21 protein-coding genes are annotated in these 24970 nt (G+C 69.2%); 16 read left to right on the forward strand and 5 right to left on the reverse strand.

Annotated elements, in window-relative coordinates; translation table 11 throughout:
* Positions 1-50 precede the first annotated feature (50 nt).
* Entirely contained in the window at positions 51-578 is a 528-nt protein-coding gene (gene hpt, locus BXU09_RS12315) for a hypoxanthine phosphoribosyltransferase (protein WP_055362409.1), read from the reverse strand.
* Between the two features lie 234 nt (positions 579-812).
* Here hpt and trpC point away from each other — a divergent pair, with 234 nt between their 5' ends.
* The 8 genes from trpC (at position 813) to BXU09_RS12355 (ending at position 8460) form a co-directional block, all read left to right on the forward strand.
* Positions 813-1592, forward strand: coding sequence for an indole-3-glycerol phosphate synthase TrpC (gene trpC, locus BXU09_RS12320; protein WP_078303271.1), 780 nt, complete (start codon positions 813-815; stop codon positions 1590-1592).
* Entirely contained in the window at positions 1589-2572 is a 984-nt protein-coding gene (locus BXU09_RS12325) for an MBL fold metallo-hydrolase (protein ID WP_240501220.1), read from the forward strand. The genes trpC and BXU09_RS12325 overlap by 4 nt, the downstream gene beginning before the upstream one ends.
* Before the next feature lie 47 nt (positions 2573-2619).
* Positions 2620-3318: a VTT domain-containing protein gene (locus BXU09_RS12330; RefSeq protein ID WP_078303273.1), complete on the forward strand. Its 699-nt coding sequence runs from the start codon at positions 2620-2622 to the stop codon at positions 3316-3318.
* 88 nt (positions 3319-3406) lie between these two features.
* Entirely contained in the window at positions 3407-4462 is a 1056-nt protein-coding gene (gene purM, locus BXU09_RS12335) for a phosphoribosylformylglycinamidine cyclo-ligase (RefSeq protein WP_078303277.1), read from the forward strand.
* The gene (locus BXU09_RS12340) at positions 4459-5172 is read left to right on the forward strand and encodes a histidine phosphatase family protein (protein WP_078303280.1); all 714 of its coding nucleotides are present in this window, start codon (positions 4459-4461) and stop codon (positions 5170-5172) included. The genes purM and BXU09_RS12340 overlap by 4 nt, the downstream gene beginning before the upstream one ends.
* A gap of 229 nt (positions 5173-5401) precedes the next feature.
* Positions 5402-6883, forward strand: coding sequence for a nitronate monooxygenase (locus tag BXU09_RS12345; RefSeq protein WP_240501221.1), 1482 nt, complete (start codon positions 5402-5404; stop codon positions 6881-6883).
* Between the two features lie 78 nt (positions 6884-6961).
* Positions 6962-7927: a methylmalonyl Co-A mutase-associated GTPase MeaB gene (meaB, locus tag BXU09_RS12350; protein ID WP_240501223.1), complete on the forward strand. Its 966-nt coding sequence runs from the start codon at positions 6962-6964 to the stop codon at positions 7925-7927.
* A complete protein-coding gene (locus BXU09_RS12355) occupies positions 7924-8460 on the forward strand; it encodes an isoprenylcysteine carboxylmethyltransferase family protein (RefSeq protein ID WP_078303282.1) in 537 nt (178 codons plus the stop codon). Before meaB ends, BXU09_RS12355 begins: the two co-directional genes overlap by 4 nt.
* Here the strand turns inward: BXU09_RS12355 and BXU09_RS12360 are convergent.
* Positions 8448-8984, reverse strand: a complete 537-nt coding sequence (locus BXU09_RS12360) for a hypothetical protein (RefSeq protein ID WP_078303284.1) — start codon at positions 8982-8984, stop codon at positions 8448-8450. The genes BXU09_RS12355 and BXU09_RS12360 overlap by 13 nt on opposite strands.
* A gap of 188 nt (positions 8985-9172) precedes the next feature.
* Between BXU09_RS12360 and BXU09_RS12365 the strand changes: the two genes are divergently transcribed.
* Positions 9173-10339 carry an MFS transporter gene (locus BXU09_RS12365; RefSeq protein WP_078303287.1) on the forward strand — a complete coding sequence of 389 codons (1167 nt, stop codon included), beginning with the start codon at positions 9173-9175 and terminating at the stop codon, positions 10337-10339.
* 42 nt (positions 10340-10381) lie between these two features.
* Positions 10382-10741 (forward strand): hypothetical protein, encoded by a 360-nt coding sequence (locus tag BXU09_RS12370; protein ID WP_078303293.1) that lies wholly within the window; start codon positions 10382-10384, stop codon positions 10739-10741.
* A 30-nt stretch (positions 10742-10771) separates the two neighbouring features.
* Here BXU09_RS12370 and BXU09_RS12375 read toward each other — a convergent pair whose 3' ends face one another.
* The gene (locus BXU09_RS12375; protein WP_078303303.1) at positions 10772-11821 is read right to left on the reverse strand and encodes an LLM class flavin-dependent oxidoreductase; all 1050 of its coding nucleotides are present in this window, start codon (positions 11819-11821) and stop codon (positions 10772-10774) included.
* Positions 11822-11922: 101 nt separating this feature from the next.
* On the opposite strand from BXU09_RS12375, the gene BXU09_RS12380 reads away from it, so the two are divergent.
* From BXU09_RS12380 to cpdB, 6 genes are all read left to right on the forward strand, one after another.
* The gene (locus BXU09_RS12380) at positions 11923-12465 is read left to right on the forward strand and encodes a hypothetical protein (protein ID WP_078303306.1); all 543 of its coding nucleotides are present in this window, start codon (positions 11923-11925) and stop codon (positions 12463-12465) included.
* A 95-nt stretch (positions 12466-12560) separates the two neighbouring features.
* A complete protein-coding gene (gene glcF / locus BXU09_RS12385; protein ID WP_078303312.1) occupies positions 12561-13838 on the forward strand; it encodes a glycolate oxidase subunit GlcF in 1278 nt (425 codons plus the stop codon).
* Positions 13839-13881: 43 nt separating this feature from the next.
* Positions 13882-15315 carry an FAD-linked oxidase C-terminal domain-containing protein gene (locus tag BXU09_RS12390; protein WP_144012109.1) on the forward strand — a complete coding sequence of 478 codons (1434 nt, stop codon included), beginning with the start codon at positions 13882-13884 and terminating at the stop codon, positions 15313-15315.
* 79 nt (positions 15316-15394) lie between these two features.
* A complete protein-coding gene (locus BXU09_RS22110) occupies positions 15395-15622 on the forward strand; it encodes a hypothetical protein (RefSeq protein ID WP_346417569.1) in 228 nt (75 codons plus the stop codon).
* Complete coding sequence (locus BXU09_RS12395; RefSeq protein ID WP_346417570.1) at positions 15619-16041, forward strand: DUF5639 domain-containing protein; 423 nt, start codon at positions 15619-15621, stop codon at positions 16039-16041. The genes BXU09_RS22110 and BXU09_RS12395 overlap by 4 nt, the downstream gene beginning before the upstream one ends.
* Before the next feature lie 139 nt (positions 16042-16180).
* Entirely contained in the window at positions 16181-18055 is a 1875-nt protein-coding gene (gene cpdB, locus BXU09_RS12400; protein WP_078303317.1) for a 2',3'-cyclic-nucleotide 2'-phosphodiesterase, read from the forward strand.
* Positions 18056-18116: 61 nt separating this feature from the next.
* Here the strand turns inward: cpdB and BXU09_RS21935 are convergent, their stop codons facing one another.
* Entirely contained in the window at positions 18117-24335 is a 6219-nt protein-coding gene (locus tag BXU09_RS21935) for an Ig-like domain-containing protein (RefSeq protein WP_144012110.1), read from the reverse strand.
* The gene (locus tag BXU09_RS12410) at positions 24336-24902 is read right to left on the reverse strand and encodes a hypothetical protein (RefSeq protein WP_144012111.1); all 567 of its coding nucleotides are present in this window, start codon (positions 24900-24902) and stop codon (positions 24336-24338) included. It lies immediately after the preceding gene.
* Between the last annotated feature and the right edge of the window lie 68 nt (positions 24903-24970).

Below are 24970 nucleotides of genomic sequence, written 5' to 3' on the forward strand. Positions count from 1 at the left end.
GAAGCGGCCGGCCCCGGTTCACCCAGGTCGGCCGCTCCCCCGCCGCCAGCTCACTCCTGGCTGGTGATGAAGGGCAGGTTCCGGTCGAACTGCGCGCGGTCCAGGCCGTAACCGTACACGAACGCGTCGGGAATGGTGAAGCCCAGGTACTCGACGGGAATCTCGACCTTGCGGCGGCTGGGTTTGCTGAGCAGCGCCGCGATCTTCAGGCTGGCGGGGCCGCGCCCTTCCAGGTAGTGCAGCAGGTAGTTCATGGTGATGCCGGTATCCACGATGTCCTCGACCAGGATCACGTGCCGGTCACTGATCGGGAACTGCAGGTCCTTGACGATCCGGACCTCGCCGCTGCTCTGCTTGGCGTTCCCGTACGAGCTGGCCTGCAGGAAATCGATGGTGCAGGGCATGTCGATGGCGCGCACCAGATCGGCGTGGAACATGAACGCGCCGTTCAGGACGCAGATCAGGTGCGGTTCCATGCCGTGGTAGTCCTCGCGGATTTTCGCGGCGATTTCGTGAATGCGGGCCTGAAGTTGGTCCTGCGTGATCTGTACGGGGCCGTTGCCTGGGGCGAGACTCATAGGGGATCAGGCTAACACGCCGCGCCGCCGCGCTGACCGGGGCGCCGCCGGCTTCTGGCCTGCCGGGCAATGCTCTATGCTTCGGCGCATGTCTGTTCTGATACGGATTCCGTCTGTTCCGTTAACAACCCGGAACAACACCGGGTTGCCAACTCCACGTCCGGAACCCGTTCGACTCCCGCTCGCATCCGCTCGGATTGAACGGTTCTTGCAAACCATTCAATCGGAGTCCGTATGAGTGCCCCTGACCTGACGCGCGTTCCGGGCGTGCTGGGCCGCATCGTGGACCTTCGCGCCGGGGATTACCGGGACGCCGATCCGGCCCTGGGCGAGGCCCGTCCCGCCGCGCGGCGCTTCGAGGCGGCGCTGCGCGCCCCGGGCCTGTCCCTGATCGCCGAGGTGAAACGCGCCAGTCCCAGCCAGGGAGCCATCGCGCCGCTCGACCCGGCCGACGCGGCGCGGGCGTACGCGTCGGGCGGCGCGGCGGCCCTCAGTGTCCTGACCGAGCCGCGTTACTTCGACGGGAACCGCGAGGCGCTGCTGGAGGTGGTCGCCGTGACCGAACTCCCGGCGCTGCGCAAGGATTTCGTGGTGCATCCGGCCATGCTGCGCGAGGCGGCCGACTGGGGCGCGTCGGCGGCGCTGCTGATGGTCAGCGTGCTGCACGAACACACCGCCGAGTACCTGGGCGCGGCGCACCACCTGGGCCTGGACGCCCTGGTCGAGGTGCACGACGAGCGCGAACTGGACATCGCGCTGGAGGCGGGCGCGCGCATCATCGGCGTGAACAACCGCGACCTGACCACGCTGGAGATCGACCTGAACGTCAGTCCGCGCCTGATCCGCCGGGCGCGCGAGGCGGGCTTCAGCGGCGTGCTGGTCGCCGAGAGCGGCTACCGCACCCCGCAGGACATCGCCGCCGTGCGCGGGCTGGCAGACGCGGTGCTGGTGGGCAGCAGTCTGGCGGGCAGCGGCGACCTCGCCCGCGCCGCGCGTGACCTCATGACCCCGTGACCGATGACTCCGTGACCGATGACCCCGCGACTGGCCCAGCCGACATCAGCCCCGACCAGACCGACACCCTGACGCTGCTCGGCACGGGCGACAGCAAGCGCGTGCCGCGCTTCTGGTGCGCCTGTCCCGTCTGCGCCGAGGCGCGCGGCGTGGACGGACAGCCCGGCGTGAACCGCCGCACCCGCACCGCCACGCTGCTGCGCTCGGGCGGGCAGTCGGCGCTGCTGGACGCCGGGCCGGACACGCACGCCGGACTGGCCCGCCTGAACGGCCCGCTCGTGCCGGACGCGGTGTTCATCTCGCACGCGCACAACGACCATCTGCTGGGCCTGGGCGACCTGCTGGACTATGTGCGGTACGCCGCCGGGCGGCTGCGGGTGTACGCCCCGCCGGAGGTCGTGCCGGAGATCGCCGCGCGCTTCCCGTACGCCTTCCCGGCGGGCGAGGGGGGGCCGGTGCAGCCCATCCCGGCGCAGGGCGTCCCAGTCGGAGGCGTGGTCGTGCGGGCCTTCCGGGTGCCGCACGGCGCGAACGGCCACAGCCATGCCTACCGCCTGGACCGCCCCGCCGGGGCCGGGCAGGCGGGCTGGTCGGCGGCGGTCGTCACGGACGCCATCGGGATCCCGCCAGAGCTGGCCCGCGAGTGGCTGCGCGCGCCCGGCGGGGCGGGCCTGGACACCCTGCTGCTCGGCACGTCCTTCGAGGACGAGTCCGGCGCCCCCCTGACCGGCCGCAGCGTGTACGACGTGCGCGAGGCCCTGACCCTCCCCTGGGCGCAGGCGGCGGGACGGGTCGTCCTGACGCACCTGTCGCACGGGGTGGACGTGCGCCGCGCCGGTCACCTGCCGCCCGGCTGGCAGTACGCCCACGACGACCTGACCGTGCCACTGGCCGCCGCGCCCCGCCCTGCATCCGCACAGGCCGCCCCGGCGCCCGCCCTCGCCACGGGCCTTCCGGCCCGGCCCCAGCAGGAACCGTAACTTTTGATGGTCGCAGCTCATCCGCCTGTCGCCTACACTGGGCCGCGATGACCGCCGCAGTTCACCCACCCCGCTACCTGCGCTGGCTGATTCTGGGCGGCGCACTGCTGCTGATCGGCGGCGCGGCCCTCCAGCCGGACGTGCGCGAGTTCCTGGGCCGCGCGTACGCCGCCCTGACCAGCAGCGATCCGCGCGTCACGCACGCCTTCGTGGACGGGCTGGGCTGGGCCGGACCGCTCGCCCTGATCGCGGGCTTCGTGTTGCAGGCGGTGCTGCCGGTGCTGCCGGCGCTGGTCATGACCGCCGTGACCGCCCGCGCCTACGGCCCCTACGAGGGATTCCTGATCGTGTACCTGGGCACGCTGCTGGGCGCGGCCGCCGGGTACGGCCTGGGCCGCCTGCTGGGCGACACCCTGGTCCGCACCCTGGCCGGCGAGAGCGCCCGCCGCGCCGCGCACGACTTCGCCGCCCGCTACGGCCTGCAGGGCGTGCTGATGGTGCGCCTGATGCCGGTCCTGTCCGCCGACGTGATGAACCTCGTGGCGGGCGCGGCCCGCATGGGCTTCCGGCCGTTCATGATCGCCACCGCCATCGGGGCGCTGCCGGTCACGCTGCTGGTCGTGTGGCTCAGCGGGGACACGCAGCGCATGCTGTGGGGCCTGGGCCTGCTGTCGGGCGTGGTGGGTATTGCCGGGCTGATCCGCTGGCTGCTGGCCCGCCGCGCCGCGCGTCCCCCGCGCCCCTGAACGGCCTGCCCCTCTCCGCCCCGATCAGCGCGAGTTTGGTTACACTGCACTGAACATCCGCGCAGCGGACCGCAGGAGGCAGGAGCACATGACTGAAAGCAAGCAAGGCGCGCAGGCGTCAGCCTATGAACGCGCGGGCGTCAGCATCGACGCCGGACACCGCGCCGTCCACCTGATGAAAGACGCGGTCGCCCGCACCCACACGCCCAACGTGCTGGGCGGCCTGGGCGGCTTCGGCGGCCTGTTCCGCGCCGCGTTCGGCCACATGGAAGACCCGGTCCTGGTCGCCAGTACCGACGGTGTGGGCACCAAGACCAAGGTCGCGGTCCGCACCGGGCGCTTCGGCGGGCTGGGCGGCGACATCGTGAACCACTGCGTGAACGACATCCTGGTGCAGGGCGCGCGCCCGCTGTTCTTCCTGGATTACGTCGCCATGGGCAAACTCTCGCCCGAACGGGTCGCGGAGGTCGTGACCGGCGCGGCGCAGGCCTGCGAGGCGCTCGGCGTGGCGCTGCTGGGCGGCGAGACGGCCGAGATGCCCGGCGTGTACGTGGACGGCGAACTGGACATCGTGGGTACCATCGTGGGCGTCGTGGACCGCCCCGCCCTGATCACCGGCGCGCGCATCGAGGCGGGCGACACCGTGATCGCGCTGCCCAGCTCGGGCCTGCACACCAACGGCTTCTCGCTGGCCCGCATGGCCCTGGACGACCTCGACTGGAACGAGGCGCGTGAGGACCTGAACGGCCAGACGCTCGCGGACCTGCTGCCCGTCCCGCACCGCTCGTACCTGCCGGCCTTCGACGCCCTGCAGGCCGCCGGGGTGGATGTGCGCGGCATGGCGCACATCACGGGCGGCGGCCTGATCGACAACCCGCCCCGCGTGTTCCCCGCCGGGATCGGCATGCAGGTCGACACCGGCAGCTGGACCGTGCCGCCCGTCTTCGAGCTGATCGTGGCGCGCGCCGGTGTGGAACGCCAGGAAGCCTTCCGGGCGCTGAATATGGGCGTGGGCTTCCTGTTCATCCTGCCCGCCGCGCAGCAGACGGCGGCGCTGGACGCCCTGCGGGCCGCCGGCGAGCAGCCCTGGGTGATCGGCCAGATGACGGCCGGTCAGGGCGTGACCTTCACGGGAGCCGTTTGACCAGGCGGCTGGCCCCCACCGGGTTCGCCGCGCCGGACCGCGCCACCGCCACCGAATTCTGGGTCGTGCGCCACGGCGAGAGCACCTGGAACGCCGACGGCCGCTACCAGGGGCAGACCGACGTGCCGCTCAGTCCCATCGGGGTGTTGCAGGCGTCCAGCCTCGCCGAGCGGCTGACCGCGCAACCCTTCGACGCCGTGTACACCAGTGACCTGAACCGCGCCGCGCAGACCGCCCGCATCGTCGCCGAGCGCCTGCACGGCGCGCCCCCCGTGCAGACCGACGTGGGCCTGCGCGAGATCGACGTGGGCGAACTCGCGGGCCTGACCATCCACGAGATCCGCGCCCGCTTTCCCGAGTACCTGCAGGCCCTGAGCGCCGAACCCTGGAGCACCCGCCGCCCCGGCGGGGAGAGCATGGAGGACCTGTACGCCCGCAGCGGCGAGGCCTTCACGCAGATCCAGGCGCGGCATCCCGGTCAGCGGGTGCTGGTGTTCACGCACGGCGGCGTGGTCCGCGTGGCGGTGGGTCTGGCGCTGGGCGGCGTGCCCGCCAACGCCTGGGCGCGCCTGAGCGTGTCGAACACCTCGGTCACGCGCGTCCTGCTGGGTGCGGGCAGCGGCATGCTGCTGGGCTTCAACGACGACGCCCATCTGGAAAGCCTGCTGGAAGCCACCGAGGCCGACGACGTGCTCGGACAGGCCCCGTAAGCCCGCATCTCCCGTCTGTGCGCGGTCGGTCCTGCCCTGGGACCGGCCGCGCTGCGTCTGTGGCAGAAGGGCAGGGCGGCGGTCGGGATGCGGTGCAAAGATGCACCCCGTCCGCAGGAGCGCGTCCCCACCCACTGCCGGGCGGACACTCGGGGCAGGACCGCCGCTTCCTCTGCGCCGCGCCCGGACGGTCCGGCGCGGCCCGCTCCCAGCGGCGGCAGGTGAAGCCATGACGCACCCCGCTCCCCTCACGCTCCCCGGCCTGCCCCTCACCCCACTGCGGCCTGCCCCGCACCCGGCTCCGGCGCTGCCGTCTGCCCCGGCGCTGCCGCGCATCATTCAGGGCGGCATGGGCGTGGCCGTCTCGGACTGGCGGCTGGCACGGGCCGTGTCCATGACCGGCGAACTGGGCGTCGTGTCCGGCACCGGCATCGACACCGTGCTGTTGCGCCGCCTTCAGGACGGCGACCCGGACGGGCACGTCCGCGCGGCCCTGAACCACTTCCCGGACGCAGCCCTCGCGGCGCGCACCGTGCAGCGGTTCTTCCTCCCGGCGGGCCGTGCGCCGGGGCAGCCGTACGCCCGCGTGCCGCTGCCCACCGCCGAACGGCACCGCGACGCCTGGGAACTGTCCGTACTGGGCGCGTTCACCGAGGTATTCCTGGCCCGTCAGGGGCACGCGAACCCGGTCGGCCTGAACCTGCTGACCAAGTTGCAGCTGCACACCCTGCCGTGCCTGTTCGGGGCAATGCTGGCCGGGGTGGACACCGTGATCATGGGCGCCGGGATTCCGCGTGACATTCCGCGCGTGCTGGACGCTCTGGCCGCCGGGCAGCCCGCCACCCTGAGCCTCGACGTGCGCGGCGGCGACCCCGTGCCCCTGACCCTGGACCCGGCCGCATACGGTGGGGCGGGCGCCGCCCTGACCCGCCCGAAGTTCTACCCGGTGGTGTCCTCGCACGTGCTGGCAGGCGTCCTGGCCCGCAAGGCCAGCGGGCGTGTGGACGGCTTCGTGGTCGAGGGGCCGACGGCCGGGGGGCACAACGCCCCGCCGCGCGGCCCCCTGACCCTGGACAGCAGTGGTCAGCCGGTGTACGGCGAGCGGGACGGGGCGGACCTGCCCGCCCTGCGCGCCCTGGGCCTGCCGTTCTGGCTGGCCGGCAGTCACGGCACCCCGGACGCCCTGGCGCGGGCGCTGGCAGCGGGCGCGGCGGGCATTCAGGTGGGCACGCTGTTCGCCTTCGCCGCCGAGTCCGGCCTGCGTGCCGACCTGAAAGCCGACGTGCAGGCCCGCGCGCACGCCGGGACGCTGGAGGTATTCACGGACCCGCTCGCTTCGCCCACCGGGTTTCCGTTCAAGGTCGTGAACCTGCCCGGCACGCTCTCGCAGGCCGGAGCGTACGCGGCGCGCGAGCGGGTGTGCGACATCGGGTACCTGCGCGAGGCGTACCGCACCCCACAGGGGGGCGTGGGCTGGCGCTGCCCCAGCGAACCCGTCGCCGCGTACACCGCCAAGGGCGGACAGGCCGCCGACACGACCGGACGCAAGTGCCTGTGCAACGCCCTGATGGCCGACGCCGGGTACCCGCAGGTGCAGCGCGGCGGGCACACCGAGCCGCCCCTGCTGACCAGCGGCGACCGCCTGAACGACCTGCGGGACCTGCCCGCCGCCTACCGCGCCGCCGACGTGATCCGCGTCCTGCGCGGCTGAACCCCGCCGCGCGCCCATGCGCTAGCCTGGGGGGCACATGCCTTCCCTTCCTTCCACCCGTTCCGGCCGGGGCAGGCCGTGACCGCCCCGCTGACCCCAGCCGGAAGTCCGCCGCCCGGCGACCTGCTCGCCCGCTACCGCGCCGGGGACCTGCGCGCCCTGGCCCGCGCCGTCACGCTGGCCGAGGCGGGCCTGCCGGGCGCCCGGCCCCTGCTGCGCGCCGCCCGTGAACGCACCGCCCGCCAGGGGGGGCGGGCCGTGGTGCTGGGCGTGACCGGCAGCCCCGGCAGCGGCAAGAGCACCCTGACCGACGCCCTGATCGCCACGCTCCGCGCGCGCGGGCAGCGGGTCGCGGTGCTGGCCGTGGACCCCAGCAGCCCTTACAGCGGCGGCGCGATCCTCGGGGACCGCATCCGCATGCTGCGCCATCACGCCGACGCGGGCGTGTTCGTGCGCTCGCTCGCCAGCCGGGGTGCGCTGGGCGGCCTGTCCGCGCGGACCATGTCTGTGCTGTCCCTGCTGGAAGGCGCGGGCTTCGACTGGGTGATCCTGGAAACCGTGGGCGTCGGTCAGTCCGAGGTGGACGTCGCCGCCGCCTGCGACCACACCCTGCTGGTCCTCACGCCGGCCGGCGGGGACGGCGTGCAGGCCTTCAAGGCCGGGATCATGGAGATCGCGGACGTGATCGCCGTGAACAAGGCCGACCTGCCCGGCGCCGCCCGGACCGTCCGGGAACTGATGGCCGCGCAGGGCCTCGGCGCGCACGACGAGCACACCTGGATGGCCCCCATCCGGCAGACCATCGCCTCGAAGGCCGCCGGCCTGGACGCCCTGATCGACGCCGTCGAGGCGCACCGCGCGCACCTGGGTGAGGCTGGCCTGCTGGCCCGCCGCGAGGCCCGCGCCGAGTTCGAGGTCCGGTCCCTGGTGCAGGAGAGGCTGCTGAGGCTGGCCCGAGAACGCAGCGGCGACCTGTACGCCCGCGTGGCCCGCGGTGAACTGAGCGCCGACGAGGCCGCCGACACCCTGCTGGAGCAGGCGTGAAGGCCCGCTCCCTGGCGGGCGGCCTGCTGGCCTTCCTGACCGCGCAGCGCCTGCTGGAACTGCGGGTCGCGCGCCGCAACGAGGCCTGGGCGCGTGAGCAGGGCGCCGTGGAATACGGCCAGGAACACTACCCGCTGTTCTTCGTGCTGCACCCCGCCTGGATGATATTCACGTTCCTGGAAGGCCGCGCGGCGGGCGGGCGCGTGAACGTCCCGGCGCTGCTGCTGTTCCTGCTGGCCCAGCCGCTACGCTACTGGGTGATCCGCACGCTGGGCCGCTACTGGAACACCCGCATCCTGATCGTGCCCGGCGGGCAGCGCGTCACGGGCGGCCCGTTCCGCTACCTGCGGCACCCGAACTACGCGGTCGTGGCCCTGGAACTCGCCGCCGCGCCGCTCGCGGTGGGCGCGTGGCGCACCGCGCTGGCCTTCACGCTGCTGAACGCCGCGCTGCTGCTGGGCATCCGCATCCCGGCCGAGGAACGCGCGCTCGCGCACTACCGCGCCGGGCAGGGTGCCGGTCAGGCCGAGTGAGGATAGCGGCGCTCGAACACCAGACCGCCGGGCGTGTCGGCCAGCATGACCGGCGTGACCACCTGCACGCCCTGTAATTCCAGGCGGGCGCGGCCCAGCGCGTCGGTGCGCGCCACGCCCGCCGCGAGTGCCGGGATCAGCCAGCCGGGCCGGGCGGCGGTCAGCAGGACCTCCAGCTCCTTCAGGCCGCTTTTCAGTTGCGGCGTGAACAGGACGGCGCGCGCGGGCCGCCGCCCCGCCCCCAGCTCCCGCGTGATGCCGGCCAGGTCCGGGGCGGACAGCTCCCAGCGGCCCGCCGCCGTGCGACCGGCCATCACCAGGAACGCACCGCGCAGGTCCGCCACCGCCTGCGCCAGCCCCGCCGCGCCCGGCAGCGCGACCGCCACGTCGAACTCCGGCAGGGTCCGGCTGAAGTAATCGGCCGCCGCCTGAAGGTCCGGCCCGCTCAGCCCCCGCAGGGACTCCCGCACCCGCTCCGGGCTGGGCAGAGCGCGGGCAATCGAGGCGCGGAACGGGTCAGTCATACCCCAGGGTAGGGTCATGGGTCTTGCGGGGCTGTCACAACCCATGCCGGCATCTTCACCGAACGTTGAACGATCAGGTGCGTCCGGGGGGGCGGGGCCATAGCGGCCCGCCAGTCCGGACGCACCGGCGCCCTTCGTCGCCTGCCACCCCCACGCTGCCCCGCCGCGCGCAGTACCGTGCAGCCCATATGCAGGCCAGCGTCACCGCCACCGCCACCCGCCACGCCACCGCCATCGCCGTGGCCGTCACCGCCGGGCACTTCATCAACGACGCCTACAGCGCCATGCTCACCCCCCTGACCCCCGCGCTACAGGCCAAATACGGGGTCAGCATCGCCGCCGTCACGCTGCTGTCCAGCGTGTACTCGCTGACCAGCAGCGTCCTGCAACCCCTGCTGGGCATCCTCGGTGAACGCCTCGACCGCCGCTACGCCGCCGCGCTCGGGCCCCTGATGACCGGGATCGGCCTGACCCTCATGGGCTTCGTCCCGTGGTTCGGGGCGCTGATCCTGCTCGTCGCGGTCGCCGGACTCGGCAGCGGCTTCTTCCACCCGGCCGGAGCCGCGTACGTCGCGCAGCACAGCCCCCCCGACAAACGCGGCCTTTGGGCCAGCCTGTTCAGCGCGGGCGGCACCGCCGGGATGGCACTCGGCCCGGTCTTCGCCGGGGTGGGCCTCACGCACCTGCCGTGGTTCGCGCTGATCGGCGTGGTCGTCGCCGCCATCACCTTCGCCGTCACCCCCAGCGGCGTGCAGAAGGCGAAGCGCATCCCACTGCGCGATTACGCCGGCATCTTCCGTGGCCCCCTCGTGTGGCTGTGGGCCATGGCCGTCCTGCGCTCGCTGGCCAGCATGGGCTACAACGCCATGCTGCCGTTCATGCTCCTGGCACGCGGCTACGGGGCGCGCGAGGTCGCCATCACGCTCGCCGTGTACTCGGTCGCCAGCGCCATCGGCGGCATCGTCGGAGGACGGCTCAGCGACCGCCTGGGCCGCGTGACCGTCCTGCGCGGCGCGATCCTCACCACCATCCCCTTCTTCGCGCTGCTCATCCTCTCCAGCCCCGCCAACTGGTGGTTCTACCCCCTGACCTTCATCGTGGGGGCCGCCGTGAACGCCAGCATCCCCGTCGGGGTCGTCACCGCGCAGGAGTACGCGCCCGGCCACGTCGCCGTCGCCAGCTCGATCATGATGGGCTTCTCCTGGGGCTTCGCGGGCCTCCTCGTGTTCCTCGTCGGCGCGCTGGCCGACGCCACCAGCCCAACCACCGCCGCCCTGGCCGCGCTGAGCCTGCTGATCCCCAGCGCGATCATCGCCGCGCGCCTCCCGGAACCGAAGAAGGTGCAGTTCAGCTGAAAGATGGACGGCAGGGGGCCGGGCGTATGAGCACCATGAGTCATGCTCGACTTCCTGTGGACGGTAGGGCCGCTGATCGGCAGCCCACTCCTCGCCTACCTGCTCACCGTTCGGTTCCGGCGGCGGTGGCTCCTGCGGCACTCCCGCTGGTGGGCTTACCTCATCGTCCCGGCACATCTGTTCGCGTGTCTCACCGTGCCGCCCGTGTTCCTCTTGTGGGCCGAATATTTGTGGGACATCCGGTACGGTCACTGCTCCACCGATCCGACGTTCCTGGCCATCTGCCGGGGCCACCTTGAAACGGGTGTATTCCTCTGGTACTGGATGGCCGGGTTCCTGACCGTCGTACTCCTCGGCATCCGTCTGGGCGTCTATGCCCGTGCCGATGAGGCGAGCAGCTGAGGCCAGTTGCCCGCCTCGCTGCTCCCACGGTCACACCAGCGCGGGTTCCCGAGCTTCCTGCGCGCGGACGGCGTCCATGACCAGTTTCAGGGTGTCGCGGCGCTGGGCGGCGTCGGGGATGTTCAGGCTGACGATCACCTCATCGGCGGCCGCGTCGCGGGCCAGGGCGAGCAGGCGCGCGGCCACACTCTGCGGGTCGCCGATGATGGCGCGGCGCCGCATGGAGTCGGCCAGCGCGCGTTCCTGCGGGGTGTACGGGTAGGCCTTTGCCTCGGCGACGGTGGGGTAGGGGGCGCTCTCGCCGCGCGTGAGGCGCAGGAACATCAGGCCCAGCGGCAGGCTCAGTTCCTCGGCCTCGGCGGCGGTGGGCGCGGTGACGACGCTCGCGGCGACGATCACGCGTGGCTCCGGGAAGGCTTCCGAGGGCTGGAACGCGGCGCGGTACGCGTCGGCGGCGGCGCGGGCCTGCGCCGTGTCCGGGTTGATGTGCCACGCGAACGCCAGCCCCGCCCCCGCTTTCGCTGCGACGTGCGCGCCGTAGCCGCTGCTGCTCAGAATCCACAGCGGCGGGAACAGCCCCTCGCCCGCCGGGGCCGCCACGGTGCCCGCGAAGGGGTGCCCGGCCGGGTACTGCCCGGTGCCGAAGGCGATCAGGTCCGAGAGTTGCCGCTCGAAGGACTCCTCGATCATTCCCTGCGCGCCGCGCAGTGCGCGGGCCGTGCGGCCGTCCGTGCCCGGCGCGCGCCCCAGGCCCAGATCCACCCGGTCCGGCGCGAGGGCCGACAGCAGCCGGTACCCCTCCGCCACGCTCAGCGGCGCGTGGTTGGGCAGCATCACGCCGCCCGACCCCAGGCGGATGCGCGTGGTGCGCTGCGACGCCGCCGCCAGCACCGCGAGCGGCACGCTGGAGGCGAGTGCGCCCATGTTGTGGTGCTCGGCCACCCAGTACCGCGTGAACCCGGCGTCCTCGGCGGCCTTCGCGTACTGCAAGGCGGCCTCCACCGACTCGGCCGCGCTGGACCCCAGCGGCACGGGAACGAGGTCGAGCACGGACAGCGGCAGGGGAGAGGAAACACTCATGCCCGGCAGTCTGCGCCTGAGCGCACGGGGAAAAGCTGCGCGTAGTCACGGTAGGTCAGGTGACGGATGTCTGCCGGGCCTGGACCTGTCAGAGTCGGCGCATGCTGATCGTGCTGGCCGGTGCGTCCGGCGTCGGAAAGACCACCCTGCTGCCCCACCTGAAAGGCGCGTGCCCGGAAGTCGACTGGCACGACTTCGACGAGCGGTGGCGGGGTGGTGGTAAAGCCGAGCGGCAGCAGGTGACCGATGAGTGGATCCGGGCCGCTCTGGGGACGGGGCGAACTCTCGGGCTGCTCGGGCCGTGCCCGCTAGGCGAGGTGCTGGCTGCCCCCTCGATGCCCGGCACTGCAACGGTCCGTCACGCCCTGTTGGACGTCGGTGACGTCGAGCGCATCGGGCGCCTGCGGACGCGCGGTGACGGTCAGGACACGCAGGATGTCCTGAACTGGTCGGCATGGCTGCGCCTGCACCACCACGACCCGCTGTGGCGCCCGGACGTGATCACCCAGGGAAGCTGGCCGGACATGCAGTGGGATCGCTGGCTGAATGGAGATCGCAGCGAGTGGCCCGCACCCACACTGGACGTGTCAGGGTTGAGCCCGGTGCGCAGTGCGGACCTGATCCTTCGCTGGCTGACCAGGTAACGCCGAGGCGCGGGGCACCCCCCTAGCCCACAGCGCCCGCACGCCCAGTTCTCCCGTCCAGCCGCGCCTATCCTGTAGGGCATGAGGTTCCACGCTTGAACAACGACATTCCCGTGCAGACCCTCGGCGGGCAGGGCGAGGTCATGGCTCACGCGGTCGACGCCTGCGTGCACTGCGGCTTCTGCCTGCCCGCCTGCCCCACCTACGCGCTGCTGGGCGACGAGATGGACAGTCCGCGCGGCCGGATCGTCCTGATGAAGGAGGTGCTGGAGGGCGGCCTGCCACTGATGGACGCCGCGCCGCACCTGGACCGCTGCCTGGGCTGTCAGGCCTGCGTGACCGCCTGCCCCAGCGGCGTGCCGTACGGGGAACTGATCACCGCGTTCCGGGGCTGGAGCGAGCCGCAGCGCCAGCGCAGTCCGTTCGACCGGGCCAAGCGCGCCGCGATCCTGAAGATCCTGCCCGCCCCGAAGGTGTTCAGCGTGGCCGCCCGCCTGGGGCAGTTCGCCAAGCCGCTGGCGCCGGTGCTGCCCGCCGCGCTGCGCAGCCCGCTGGACCTGCTGCCCGAATCAGTGCCCGCCATGCAGCCCAGCGCGAAGCTCACGCCCGCGCGCGGGCAGCGGCGGGGGCGGGTGGCGTTCCTGGTCGGCTGCGCCCAGCAGGCCCTGACGCCCAACTTCAACGCCGCGACCCTGCGCGTCCTGAGCCGCAACGGCATCGAGGTCGTCATTCCCGACGGGCAGGGCTGCTGCGGCGCCGCCGCGCTGCACACCGGCGCGCGAGACGAGGCGCTGAAACTGGTGCGCGCCAACCTGAACGCCTTCAACCCCGACGACTTTGACGCGATCCTCTCGAACGCTGCCGGGTGCGGCGCGGGCCTCAAGGAGTACCCGATGGTCCTGCACGGCGAACCCGACGAGGCCCGCGCGCAGGCCTTCGCCGCGAAGGTCATGGACATCAGCGAGTACCTGGGCGGCCTGCTGGCCGACGGCACGCTGGAACCCACCCTGCCCGCCAGCCGACCCCTGAACGTCGCGTACCACGACGCCTGCCACCTCGCCCACGCGCAGGGCGTCCGCGCCCAGCCGCGCGACCTGCTGCGCGCCATCCCCGGCGTCACCGTCCTCGAAATCCCCGAGGGTGACCTGTGCTGCGGCTCGGCCGGCACGTACAACCTCGAACAACCCGAACTCGCCACGCAACTCGGCGAGCGCAAGGCAAAGAACATCCTCTCCACCACCCCCGACCTGATCGCCAGCGGCAACATCGGCTGCCACACCCAGATCCAGAGCCACGTGCGCCGCCAGGGCGACCGCGCGCCTGTCATGCACACCATCGAAATCCTCGACCTGGCGTACCGGGGGGAACTGTGAAAGGGGATAGGGGATGGTTGATGGTTGATGGAGGGGCGGGCTCGTGAGCATGGAGAAACTGGCGCTGACCACTAATTCCCGTGCTCGCAAGCCTGCCTCGGCGGGGGGGGCGCACCATGCCCTGGCCGCCGACCTCACGCGTCTGCTGGGGCCGCGCAAGGTGCTGTCGAACCTGTCCGAACGCCTGAACTACCGCTACGACGCCATCCAGTTCGGTGCCACGCCGCTGGCCGTCGTGCTGCCCGAAAGTACCGGGGACGTGGTGGCCGCCGTGCGGGCAGCGCGCGCGGCGGGCGTGCCCATCGTGGGGCGCGGCGCGGCCAGTGGCCTGTCGGGCGGCGCGGCCCCCACGGAACCCGGACTGGTGATCTCTTTCACCCGCATGACCCGCCTGACCATCCACCCCGAACGGCGTGAGGCGCAGGCGCAGGCGGGCGTGATCACCCTGGCCGTCAGCGACGCCGCCAGACCGCACGGCCTGATCTACCCGCCGGACCCCGCCAGTTTCCGCACCAGTACCATCGGCGGGAACCTCGCGGAGAACGCGGGCGGCCCCATGTGCTTCAAGTACGGCGTGACCGGCGATTACGTCCGCGCCCTGAGCTTCGTGGACGCAGACGGCGATCTGCACCACGTCACCCGCGACGCCTTCGACCTCGCCGGACTGCTGATCGGCTCCGAGGGCACCCTGGGCCTGATCACCGAGGCCACCCTGCGCCTGATCCCGCCTGCCACGCACACCCGCACCCTGATGGCGCACTTCCCCGAGGTCGGAGCGTGCGCCGAGGCCGTCAGCGCTGCCATCGCCGCCGGGGCCGTGCCCAGCAAACTGGAATTCATGGACCGCGCCTGCACGAACGCCGTCGAGGACTACCTGAACCTCGGCCTGCCCAGAGGCGCCGAGGCCGTCCTGCTGGTCGACACCGACGGAGACGACCTGAACACCGTGCAGGACGAACTGCAACTCGTGGCCGACGCCTGCGAACGCGCCGGGGGCACCGTGCGCCGCGCCGCCACCGACGCCGAGGGAGCCGCCCTGTGGCGCGCGCGGCGCAGCGTCAGCCCCGCGCTGGGTCGCATCCGCCCGCAACGCATGAACGAGGACATCGTCGTGCCCCGCTCGGCCCTCCCGGACGTGGTCCGCGAGATCCGCGCCCTCGGCGACGCCAGCCCCTTCCGGCTCGTGCAGTTCGGGCACATCGGAGACGGCAACCTGCACCCGAACATCCTGTTCGACCCGCGCCACGAGGACACCCACGCCGTCCACGACCTCGCGCACGAAATCGCCCTCGTCGCCCTGCGGCACGGCGGCGTCCTCAGCGGCGAGCACGGCATCGGCTCCATGAAACGCGACTTCATGACCGACGCCGTCGACCCCGGCACCCTGAAGGCCCTGTGGAACGTCAAACGCGCCCTCGACCCACACCTCGCCCTGAACCCCGGCAAGATCCTTCCTGCGGAAGGAGTGGATAGTTGATGGTTGAGAGTCAACGGAGACAGCCCGGCCGTTCGTTCATCTACTTTCAACCATCAACTATCACCGCCGGAGGCCGCCCATGACCATCCTTGACCTGTCCCCCGGCGATCAGACCATCACCGTCAGCGGCGACACCACCCTCCCCGAGGTGTTCGCCGCGCTGCCCGCCGGACTGTACCCACCGTTTCCGCGCGTGAACCTGCCCGGCACGGTCGGCGACCTGATCACGCGCGGGGCTTCGGGCAGACCTTCCCGTTCGCGTCGGACATTCTGGGCGTCACCTTCCGCGCGCCCAGCGGCCGCGTGATCCGCGCGGGCGGCCGCACCGTGAAGAACGTGCAGGGCTACGACCTGACCCGCCCGTTCGTGGGCAGCTTCGGCCTGCTGGGCGAGTCACTGGAGATCACGCTGCGCCTGCGCCCCGGCCTGAGCACCGGACACATCGTCCACCCCGGCCCGCTGGCCCCCACCGCCGCCCGCTTCAGCTGGGCCGCCCCGGACGGCACGCACGTCCTGCACTTCGGTCATGAACGCGAGGTCCGCACTGCCCTCGACCTGCCCGGCGCGGTCCCCGTCACCACCCCGCCCGATTACACTCCACTGTTCCCCGGCGGCATGGGCGTCGCAGAAGGCGGCCCCCTGCGCGACCTGCGCTTCGCGTGGCAGGACGGCGCCGCCCACCCCACCCCACCCGCGCTGTTCCGCACGCTGGCCGCCAGCCTGTAACGCAGACCCCCGCCCGTCATGCACACCGGCATGACCATCGGGCACGGTCTTTCAATGACCTGCCACTCACCTGGGAACGGCAGATACACCCCTGACGCTATTCGCTATCCTTGACGGCGTGCTTAAAACTATCTCCCTGATGACGGCCCTGCTGCTCGGCGCAGCCGGCGCCCAGACCGTCGAACTCCGCATCCTCGAAACCAGCGACCTGCACACTGCCGCGCGCGGTTACGACTACTACCAGGACAAACCCACCGGCGAGTTCGGCCTGGAATACACCGCCAGCCTGATCGCCAAGGCCCGCGCCGAGAAGGTCAACACCCTGCTGTTCGACAACGGCGACCTGATCCAGGGTAACCCCCTCGGCGACTACGCCGCCCGCATCGCCCCCATCAAGGACGGCGAACTGCACCCCATGCACCAGGCCATGCGCTCCCTGAAATACGACGGCGCCACCCTCGGCAACCACGAATTCAACTACGGCCTCGACTACCTCGACCGCGTCCTGGCCTCCGCACCCATGCCATACGTGAACGCCAACGTCCTGAACATGGACGGCAGCAACCGCTACACCCCCTACGTCATCCAGCGCAAACTGGTCCGCGACACCCAGGGCCGCCCGTACTACATCAACGTCGGCGTGATCGGCTTCACGCCCCCCCAGATCCTCAACTGGGACAAGGCCTACCTGGACGGCAAGGTGCAGGTCACGGACATCATCCAGAGCGCCCAGAAGTTCGTCCCCGAGATGAAAGCCAGAGGCGCCGACATCGTCGTCGCGCTCGCCCACACCGGCATCAACTCCGGCCCGTACACCCCCGGCCAGGAACAGGCCGGCGCGGAACTCACCAAAGTCCCCGGACTGGACGTCGTCCTGACCGGCCACAGCCACCTCGAATTCCCCAGCGCCTCCTACAAGGACGTCCCCGGCGTGAACCTCGCCAAGGGCACCATCAACGGCAAGGTCGTCCTGATGCCCGGCTTCTGGGGCAACAACCTCGGCGTCGCCGACCTGAAACTCAGCCTCGACCGCAAAACCCAGAAGTGGACCATCGTGGACGCCCAGGGCGGCATCCGCCCCATCTGGGACAAGACCGCCAAGAAGAGCCTCGTCACCGCCGACACCACCGTCGCCGCCGCCGTCGACACCGCCCACCAGGGCACCCTCGGCTACGTGCGCGGCAAGGTCGCCGACCTGAGCGCCCCCATCAACTCCTACTGGGCCCTCATGCAGGACGACCCCAGCGTCCAGCTCGTCAGCAACGCCCAGACCGCCTACGTCAAGGCCGCCCTCAGCAGCACCCAGTACCGTGACCTGCCTGTCCTGTCCGCCGCCGCGCCCTTCAAAGCCGGCGGCCGCGCCGGCGCCAGCTACTACACCGACATCCCCGCCGGCACGCTCGCCATCAAGAACGTCGCCGACCTGTACGTCTACCCCAACACCGTCCAGGCCGTCCTCGTCACCGGCGCGCAGGTCCAGGAATGGCTCGAACGCAGCGCCGGACAGTTCAAACAGATCGACCCCACCAAGACCGAACCCCAGGCCCTCGTCGACGAAACCTTCCCCACCTACAACTTCGACGTGATCGACGGCGTCACCTACGAAATCGACGTCACCCAACCCAACCGCTACAACAACCGCGGCGAAGTCGCCAACCCCGCCGCCCGCCGCATCAAGAACCTCAGCTACCAGGGCAAACCCATCGACCCTGCCCAGCAGTTCGTGATCGCCACCAACAACTACCGCGCCAGCGGCGGCGGCAGCTTCCCTGGCCTGAACGGCAAGAACATCATCCTCCAGGCCCCCGACGAAACCCGCGAAGCCCTCGTCAAATACTTCAACGAACAGAAAACCGTCAACCCCACCGCCGACGGCAACTGGAAACTCACCCCCATCCCCGGCGCCACCCTGCTCTACACCAGCAGCCCCAACGCCCAGAAATACCTCCCCCAGGGCGCCGCCCTCCTGCGCACCCGCGACGACGGCTTCGCCGAATACACCATCAAAAACTGAACGAGATCAGTAAAAAGACGCCCCCCACCAACGCGGTGGGGGGCGTTCTTTGCTGTCTTACTTACTTGGGGTTACGCGCAACGTTGATGTATCCCCCAGCCTGGGTCGTCACGACCCCTGTAGAGTTCAATTGAGTGGGCGCTATGTCCGACATATCTTCAATCAGCCATTTCACTTCGTAGGTGCCGACGTCAGAGAAGGTCTGCGACACCGTCAGAGAGTTGCCATTCGTTTTTGCAAAGAATTCGGTGCCTACCTGTTTTCCGTTGGAGTAGAGAATAGCCACCACGCGTGAGTTTGCTGGGATACTGTTGAGAATCCAGGTGCCGCTCGTGTAAGTCAGTTCGCCGGGAGTGTTACTAGGAGTGCTGGGCGTCGTAGAGTTGGACGCATCATAGCTTGGACGTTTTAGACCGCGCTCGACCTGCACTGGAACACATTGGATGTTACGGTTACCTTCCGTGTCGGCGGTAGTAACACGTAGGTCGTAACGTTGTCCCGCTTTGCTATTAGGTACATAGGTGGAGCCGTCAATATCGAGCTTGGGAATAAATATATCTTGGGGCGTGTATACAGTGTTGCCAGCTCCTGGTACATTCAATAGCAAAACATTGATTTCGTTCTCGCCACTGATGATGCTTCCGCTGGCTTGGCACTGACGAGTACCGTCTGTTTCGATATTGCCTTCGGCATAAGGTCCAACTAGTCGGGCTTCAACGTATTGAACGCCCTTGTCATCACTAACTGTTGCGAAGAATCCGGATCCACTATCAATGCGTGCGGGGACACGCTTGTAATTTCCATTGGCGTCAACTTGGTTAAGAGTTACTGCGGTCGGGAAGCTGATGGTTGCGGCGGGTGGATTCACGCTCGACGTATTGGAAGTGAACGAGCTGGTCGCCCTTATCTCTTGAGTGGAAGGACTACCTCCGGTGACTTCTGCGAAGGCCTTGGCACGAATTGTGTATCTATCAGCTGGCAAACCGGCGATATCGAAAGTCGTGTCACAGGTCGCATTCATCCCGCCGTTTGAGTAGATGCACTGCACCTGTTTACGTGCGGGGTTGCTCGAATCATTTACGGTTTCTTTCTTGACCGAGACAAGTTGCCCACGATAATCATACAACTCAATCTCGAGCGAGCCAACCGTAATAAGTGACGGAGTTCCCGCATTCGTGATGGTCACGCGCACAGGTACGACGGGGCTTGTAATCAAGGCTCCGTCACTAGGAGCGGCAATCGCCATCGTGGGATTTAGAATATTGCTAATTTCTATTGTCAGCGGTGGCTTGGTGATTGTGCGGAGCCCAGATTTGGTGTAAGCGATCACCGAGAGGTAGGCCTCTCCATTTGCTAACTTTGTGGAGTCCACACTAAAGGTCGTTTGTGACTGGGTCGTCACGTAGGTCGAATTATCGACCACCCCTTTGGCATCCGTGATCTCCAAAATCATCCGGTCAACTTGGCTCAGGCTATCGTAGTTGCCCGAGACGCTGACGCTAATGTTACCGCTGTAAGGTCCACTCCCAACAACAGAGAGCCTAGGTTCTGGAGCCTTTTCTGTGGGGGGCGTCGACACGGAGTAAGTAAAGTGGCGCTCAACGGTGCTCGAATTGCCGACCGCATCAAGGGCAATGTATCTGACTGCATACCTTCCTGCCTCAGACGGCGTGAAGACTGCGCTGTACGAGGCTCCGTTCTGGCGGCCCAGCGTGACGAACTGAGTCGGATTCGTGTCAGTACCTTGCAGTCCTACCTGTAATTCGATGCTCGTGACGCTGGTGGTTGCGTCCGTAGCCGTGGCCGTCAACGTGATGGGCGCAGTCGTAAATTCCTGCGGCTTGTCCCGGTTGTCCGGGAGGGCCGGGATGACTTCCGGGGCCGTGGAGTCGATCGTAAAGGTCACGGTGCGGGTGCCGATGTTGCCGACGTTATCGGCGGCGGTAGCAGTCACAGTGTGCTGACCATCGCCGGTAATCGGGACTGCGACGTCTTTGCCGTTCTCGCTGTAAGTGACTGGAATGGTCGGCACGTTGGCGCTTGAGGCGGCGTCTACTGCCGTGGCGTCCAGGTTAACAGCTGCTTTCGTCAGGCTGGGTGTATTCCACGTGATAACGGGTGCGGTCTTGTCGACGAACACGGTGGCTTTCTTGATGCCCACAGTACCCAGTGAGTCGGTGAAGCGAACGCCGACGTCGTGCAGGCCCTCGTTGAGGGTGTCGAAGTCGAAGTTGAAGGTCGGCTGCAAGGTCGGCTGGGCAGCAGGTGCCGTGAGGCTGCTGCGCGTCTGACCGTCAATCTGAAGGTCAGCCAGGCTGAAGTTGGGGGCGTTGGTGGTGGCCGTGGCGCTGACTAACAGAGGACCGCGAACGTAGGCAAGTCCGGAATCGGTGAACTGGGCACCCCTGGGATTCGCGCTGGGTACCTCGATGCGCAGGTCTTCGACGTCAACTTTGCTTGCCGTCTGCACCTTCACGTCGGTCACGGTCGCGCCGGGGCTGGTCGTGTTGCCGCTGGTATTGCCAGCCCTGTCGGTTGCTATGGCTTTGATGGTGTAAGGGCTGCCATCCGTCTTGCGGGGGTACCAGGTGACGCTACCGTTCCCGCCGAGCGTACCGATCAGTTCGTCGGGACTGGTGACGTCATTCGGATTCGCATTCGCATACACCTTGATGCTGGCGACGCCGGTACCGCTGTCCTGACCGATCACGCTGATGGTCACGGGGGTGCTGGTGAACATCTGGCCCTGGGTGGGGCTGGTGATCTGCACGGTCGGGGCGATGCCGTCGTACGTGTACGTGGAGGTGGTCGTACCGGTATTCCCAGCCTTGTCAGTGGCGCGCACGGTGACGGTGTGGAGGCCGTCCGCGTCCTTGCCGTTGGGCAGGGTAGGGGCGGCGGTGCTGAAATCGCCACCGTCGACGCTGTACTCGTAGGTGAGGGTGTCGCCGGGGGTGGTGTCGGTGCCGGTGGCCTTGACGGTGAGGTCGCTGTTCGCGCGGAGCAGCGCGCCATTGGCGGGGTTGCTGATGTTGATGGTCGGCGCAGCGTTGTTGACACGCACGATCACTGGGGGGGTGGTGGGGGTGGTGAAGGTGTTCCCGGCGTTATCGGTGATGACTGCCTTGACCGTGTGCTCCCCTTCGCTGAGCTTGGTGGTGTCGGTCGCGAAGGTGTACGTCCGGTCTACCCCGGTGGTCTGGGTTCCGCTCAGGAGGCCGTCAATGTACAGGCTGACGGTAGCGACGCCACTGGCAGCGTCCGTGACGGTTGTGGTATCGAAGGCCGTCACCGTGAGCGCAACCTGGCCTTTGATGTCGCCAGCGGGAGCCGTGACATTCCCGGTGGGGGGGGTCGTATCACTGGTGGTGAGGGCGACGGTGAAGGTAACGGTGGTGTCGGTGCTGTTTCCGGCGCGGTCGTACGCGCGGGCGGTGAGGGTCTGGTTGCCGTTGGAGGCAGCCCAGGTGACGGTGCCCTGCGCACCGGTGACGGTGCCGATCTTGGTGGTGCCGTTCAGCACGTCGATACGCTCGACGGCGACGTTGTCGGTGCCGCTCACGGCGATGGTGATGGGGTTCTGGGTGAATTTCTGGCCCTGGGTGGGGCTGGTGATCTGGACGGTCGGGGCGGTCCGGTCGACGGTGATCGTGCGGGTCTGGGTGGTGGTGTTCCCGGCGGCGTCGGTGGCGGTGGCGGTCAGGGTGGCGGCAGTGCCGTCCTGGCAGTCACCGTACGTCCAGGTGTTGCTGCCCGTGATGGTGCCGCAACTGGCGGCGTAGGTGATGGTTGCGCCTGTCTCTGTGATGGCGTTCAGGGTGAGGGTCCCGGCGCTGCCGACAGAGGTGGGGGCGTTCCAGCTCAGGCCGGGGGCGGTGTTGTCGATCTTGACGCTGACGTCCTGGTTGCTGACGAGGCCGACGCCGTTGGTGGCCTGGATGATCAGGGTGTAGGTTCCGTCGGGGAGGGCCTTGCTGTCCAGGGTCAGGGCGTAGCGGGTGCTGCCGTCGGGCTGCACGCTCAGGCTGGGCGTGGCGTTCAGGCGGACGCCGCCGTTGAACAGGGCGACCTGACTGACGCCGCTTTCCGGGTCTTTCACGAAGCCGTCGAGGGTGATCACGCCGCGTGAGAAGGTGGCGGTGGGGGCGGGCTGCACGGTCGCGGTGCCCACGAAGGCGGGGGCGGTGGTGTCGGCCGTGGCGAGTTTGACCGTGACGTTCACGGGGGCGCTGGCGGCGCTCTTGTTACCGGCCTTGTCGGTGGCGATGACGGTCAGGTCGTAGGTGCCGCTGGTGGGGGTCCAGGTGACGGTGCCGCTGGCGCCGCTGACGGTGCCGACGCTGGTGCCGTTGGCGAAGACTTCCAGGCTACCCACGCCGCTGCCAGTGTCGTTGCCGGTGACGTTAATGGTCACGGGGTTGGTGGTCAGGGTGCTGCCGGCAGTGGGGCCAGTGATCTGCGCGGTGGGAGCGGTAGCGTCGCTGGTGACCCGGATGGTGCTGGTGGTGCGGTTGCCGGCGGCGTCCTGCGCGGTGGCCGTGATGGTGTGCGTGCCGTCGCTGGTGAAGGTGGCCTTGTTTCCGGTCAGGGGCGTGCCGTCGACGGTGTACGTGACGGTGCCTTCGTTGGTGGTGGCGTTCAGGGTGACTTCGCCGCGCGTGATCGTGCCGTCGGCGGGGCTGATCCAGTTGACGACGGGCGCGGTGTTGTCGACCGTCAGGCTGGCGCTGGTTTCGGCGCTCAGGCCGGCGTTGTCGAAGGCGATGGCGCGCAGGGTGTGGGCGCCATCGCTGAGTTTGGTGGTGTCGAGGCTGAAGGTGTACTTGCCGCCCACGCCGGTCGCCTTGGATTCGATCAGGGTGCCGCCGTCGTACAGGTCGACCTTGGCCACGCCGCTGTCGGTGTCGTTGGCGGTGGCGGTGACGGTGATGGTGGCGCGCTGGGGCGTGGCGGGGATGGGGGACAGGGCGACGGTGGGGGGAGTGGCGTCACTGCTGGTCAGGTTGACCTTGATGCCGCTGAGGGTGGTGGTGCTGGTGCGGCCGGTCTTGTCAGTGGCGGTAGCGCGCAGGGTGTACGTGCCGTTCATGGGGGCCCAGGTGACGTCGCCGCTGGCGGCCGTGACGACGCCCACCTGCGTGTAATTGGTGTCCCCGTCCTTTTTGGCTTCCACGAGGATGCGGTCCAGGCCACTGACGGCGTCGGTGCCGGTCACGCTGATCTTGATGGGGTTCTGCGTGAAGCTCTGGCCCTGCTGGGGGCTGGTGATCTGCACGGTGGGGTCGCTGGAATCGACCGTGATGACCTTGGCGGGGCTGCTGAAGCTGCGGCCGCCGTCGGTGACGGTGGCGGTGACGCTCTGCTTGCTGCCGTCGGCACAATCGGTGCCCAGGGTCCAAGTGCTGCCCGTGATGGTGCCGCAGGTGGCGGTGTAGGCGATCTGGCTGCTCAGGTCCTGGCCGTTGCGGGTGGCGGTGGCGCGCAGGGTGACGGTGCCGCCGCCTTTCACGAAGTCGCTGGCAGGGCTCAGCCACGTGAAGGTGGGGGCGATCACGCCGTCATCTCCGGTGGTGGCGGCGTTGAAGGTGACGGCAATGTTGCGGCTGCGCACGAAGCCCACGCTGTCTTCCGCTTCGACGGTGAAGATCACGGTTCCGGCCGTGCGGGCCTGACCTTTGGGGTCCTTGGTGAGGTCGGCGGTCAGGGTGTTGCCGCTGACGGACTTGACCAGCGTCCCGCTTTCCAGTACGCGGATGCTGACCGGCCCGGCGGTGTTCTGCGTGTCGCCGCGGGTGTCCTGTGCGGTGACGTTCAGAAGGGCGGCGTCACCGACCGTAAAGGTGGCGGTGTCTGTGGCTGCCTGACCGTTCAGGTTGACGGTGGTCAGGGTGGGCGCGGCCGCGTCAATCAGGAACGGCGCTTTCACGGTGGTCACGGCGCCGACATTATCGGTCGCCTCGACCGTCACCTCGTGCTGCCCGCCGCTCAGGCCGGGGAGGGCCAGGGTCATGGAAGCGGCGGGGGTCAGGTCGGTTTTGGGGCCGTTGTCGATCGAGTAGACGACCTTCTTGATGCTGCCGCCGATGTCAGGATCGGAAACACTGACGTCCAGTCGGCCGCCCGTGGGCAGGTAGGTGTCGGCCGTGATGGTGCGGCCGTTCGCCTTGATGTTCACGGCGGGTGCGGTGTTGCCGGGCGTGCTGGGGGTGTCGCCGCCACCGCAGGCGACGAGGGTACCGGTAAGGAGAAGAAGGAGGGGGTTACGGGGAGCAGTTTTCATTCAGCGGACCTCTTCGGTGACGGTGGCGACGTAAACGCGAACCTGAGCCTGGGGAATGTTGATGGTGCGGGTGGTGCCCAGGGTGTCCTGGCCCGTGAGGGTGATGTTCATACGGACTTCAGCGCAGGCACCCTGGCCCGAGGCCAGGACTGCCGAGCCGTCCACGCAGCTGTCGGCGGCCGCGATGGCCGCCTGCTCACTCAGGAGGTACAGCTCGTTCGCTGGAGCGGTGAACGTGACGGGCGTGGCGGTCTTCTCGGTGAACGTGCAGGTCGTGGCGCCGCCAGGGCAGACGTACCCTTCCGGCACCTTGATGTTCAGGGTGGTGTTAAAGGTATTGGAGGGAGCGGCGAACGGAGTGCCGGAAGCATCCGTGTACACCACCTTGGCGGACGTGATGGTCATGCCGAGGCTGCCGGCCTTCACTTCGAAATTCAGGGCGCCCTGGGTCGGTCGGTAGACCTTGACCTCGCTGCCCATGTATGCGCCGCGCGTGCCGTCGGCATTTTTAGCGTAGACGTTGACCACGTCGGCGCCGACCTCAGTGCCGATCAGAGCGGCGGTCATGCTGACACCCTGGCCGACGTTCACGCCAGTTTCACCGCACGCTGCAAGAATGAGAGGGAGAACGAGTA

This window comes from Deinococcus sp. LM3 (genome assembly GCF_002017875.1).
Taxonomy (GTDB): domain Bacteria; phylum Deinococcota; class Deinococci; order Deinococcales; family Deinococcaceae; genus Deinococcus.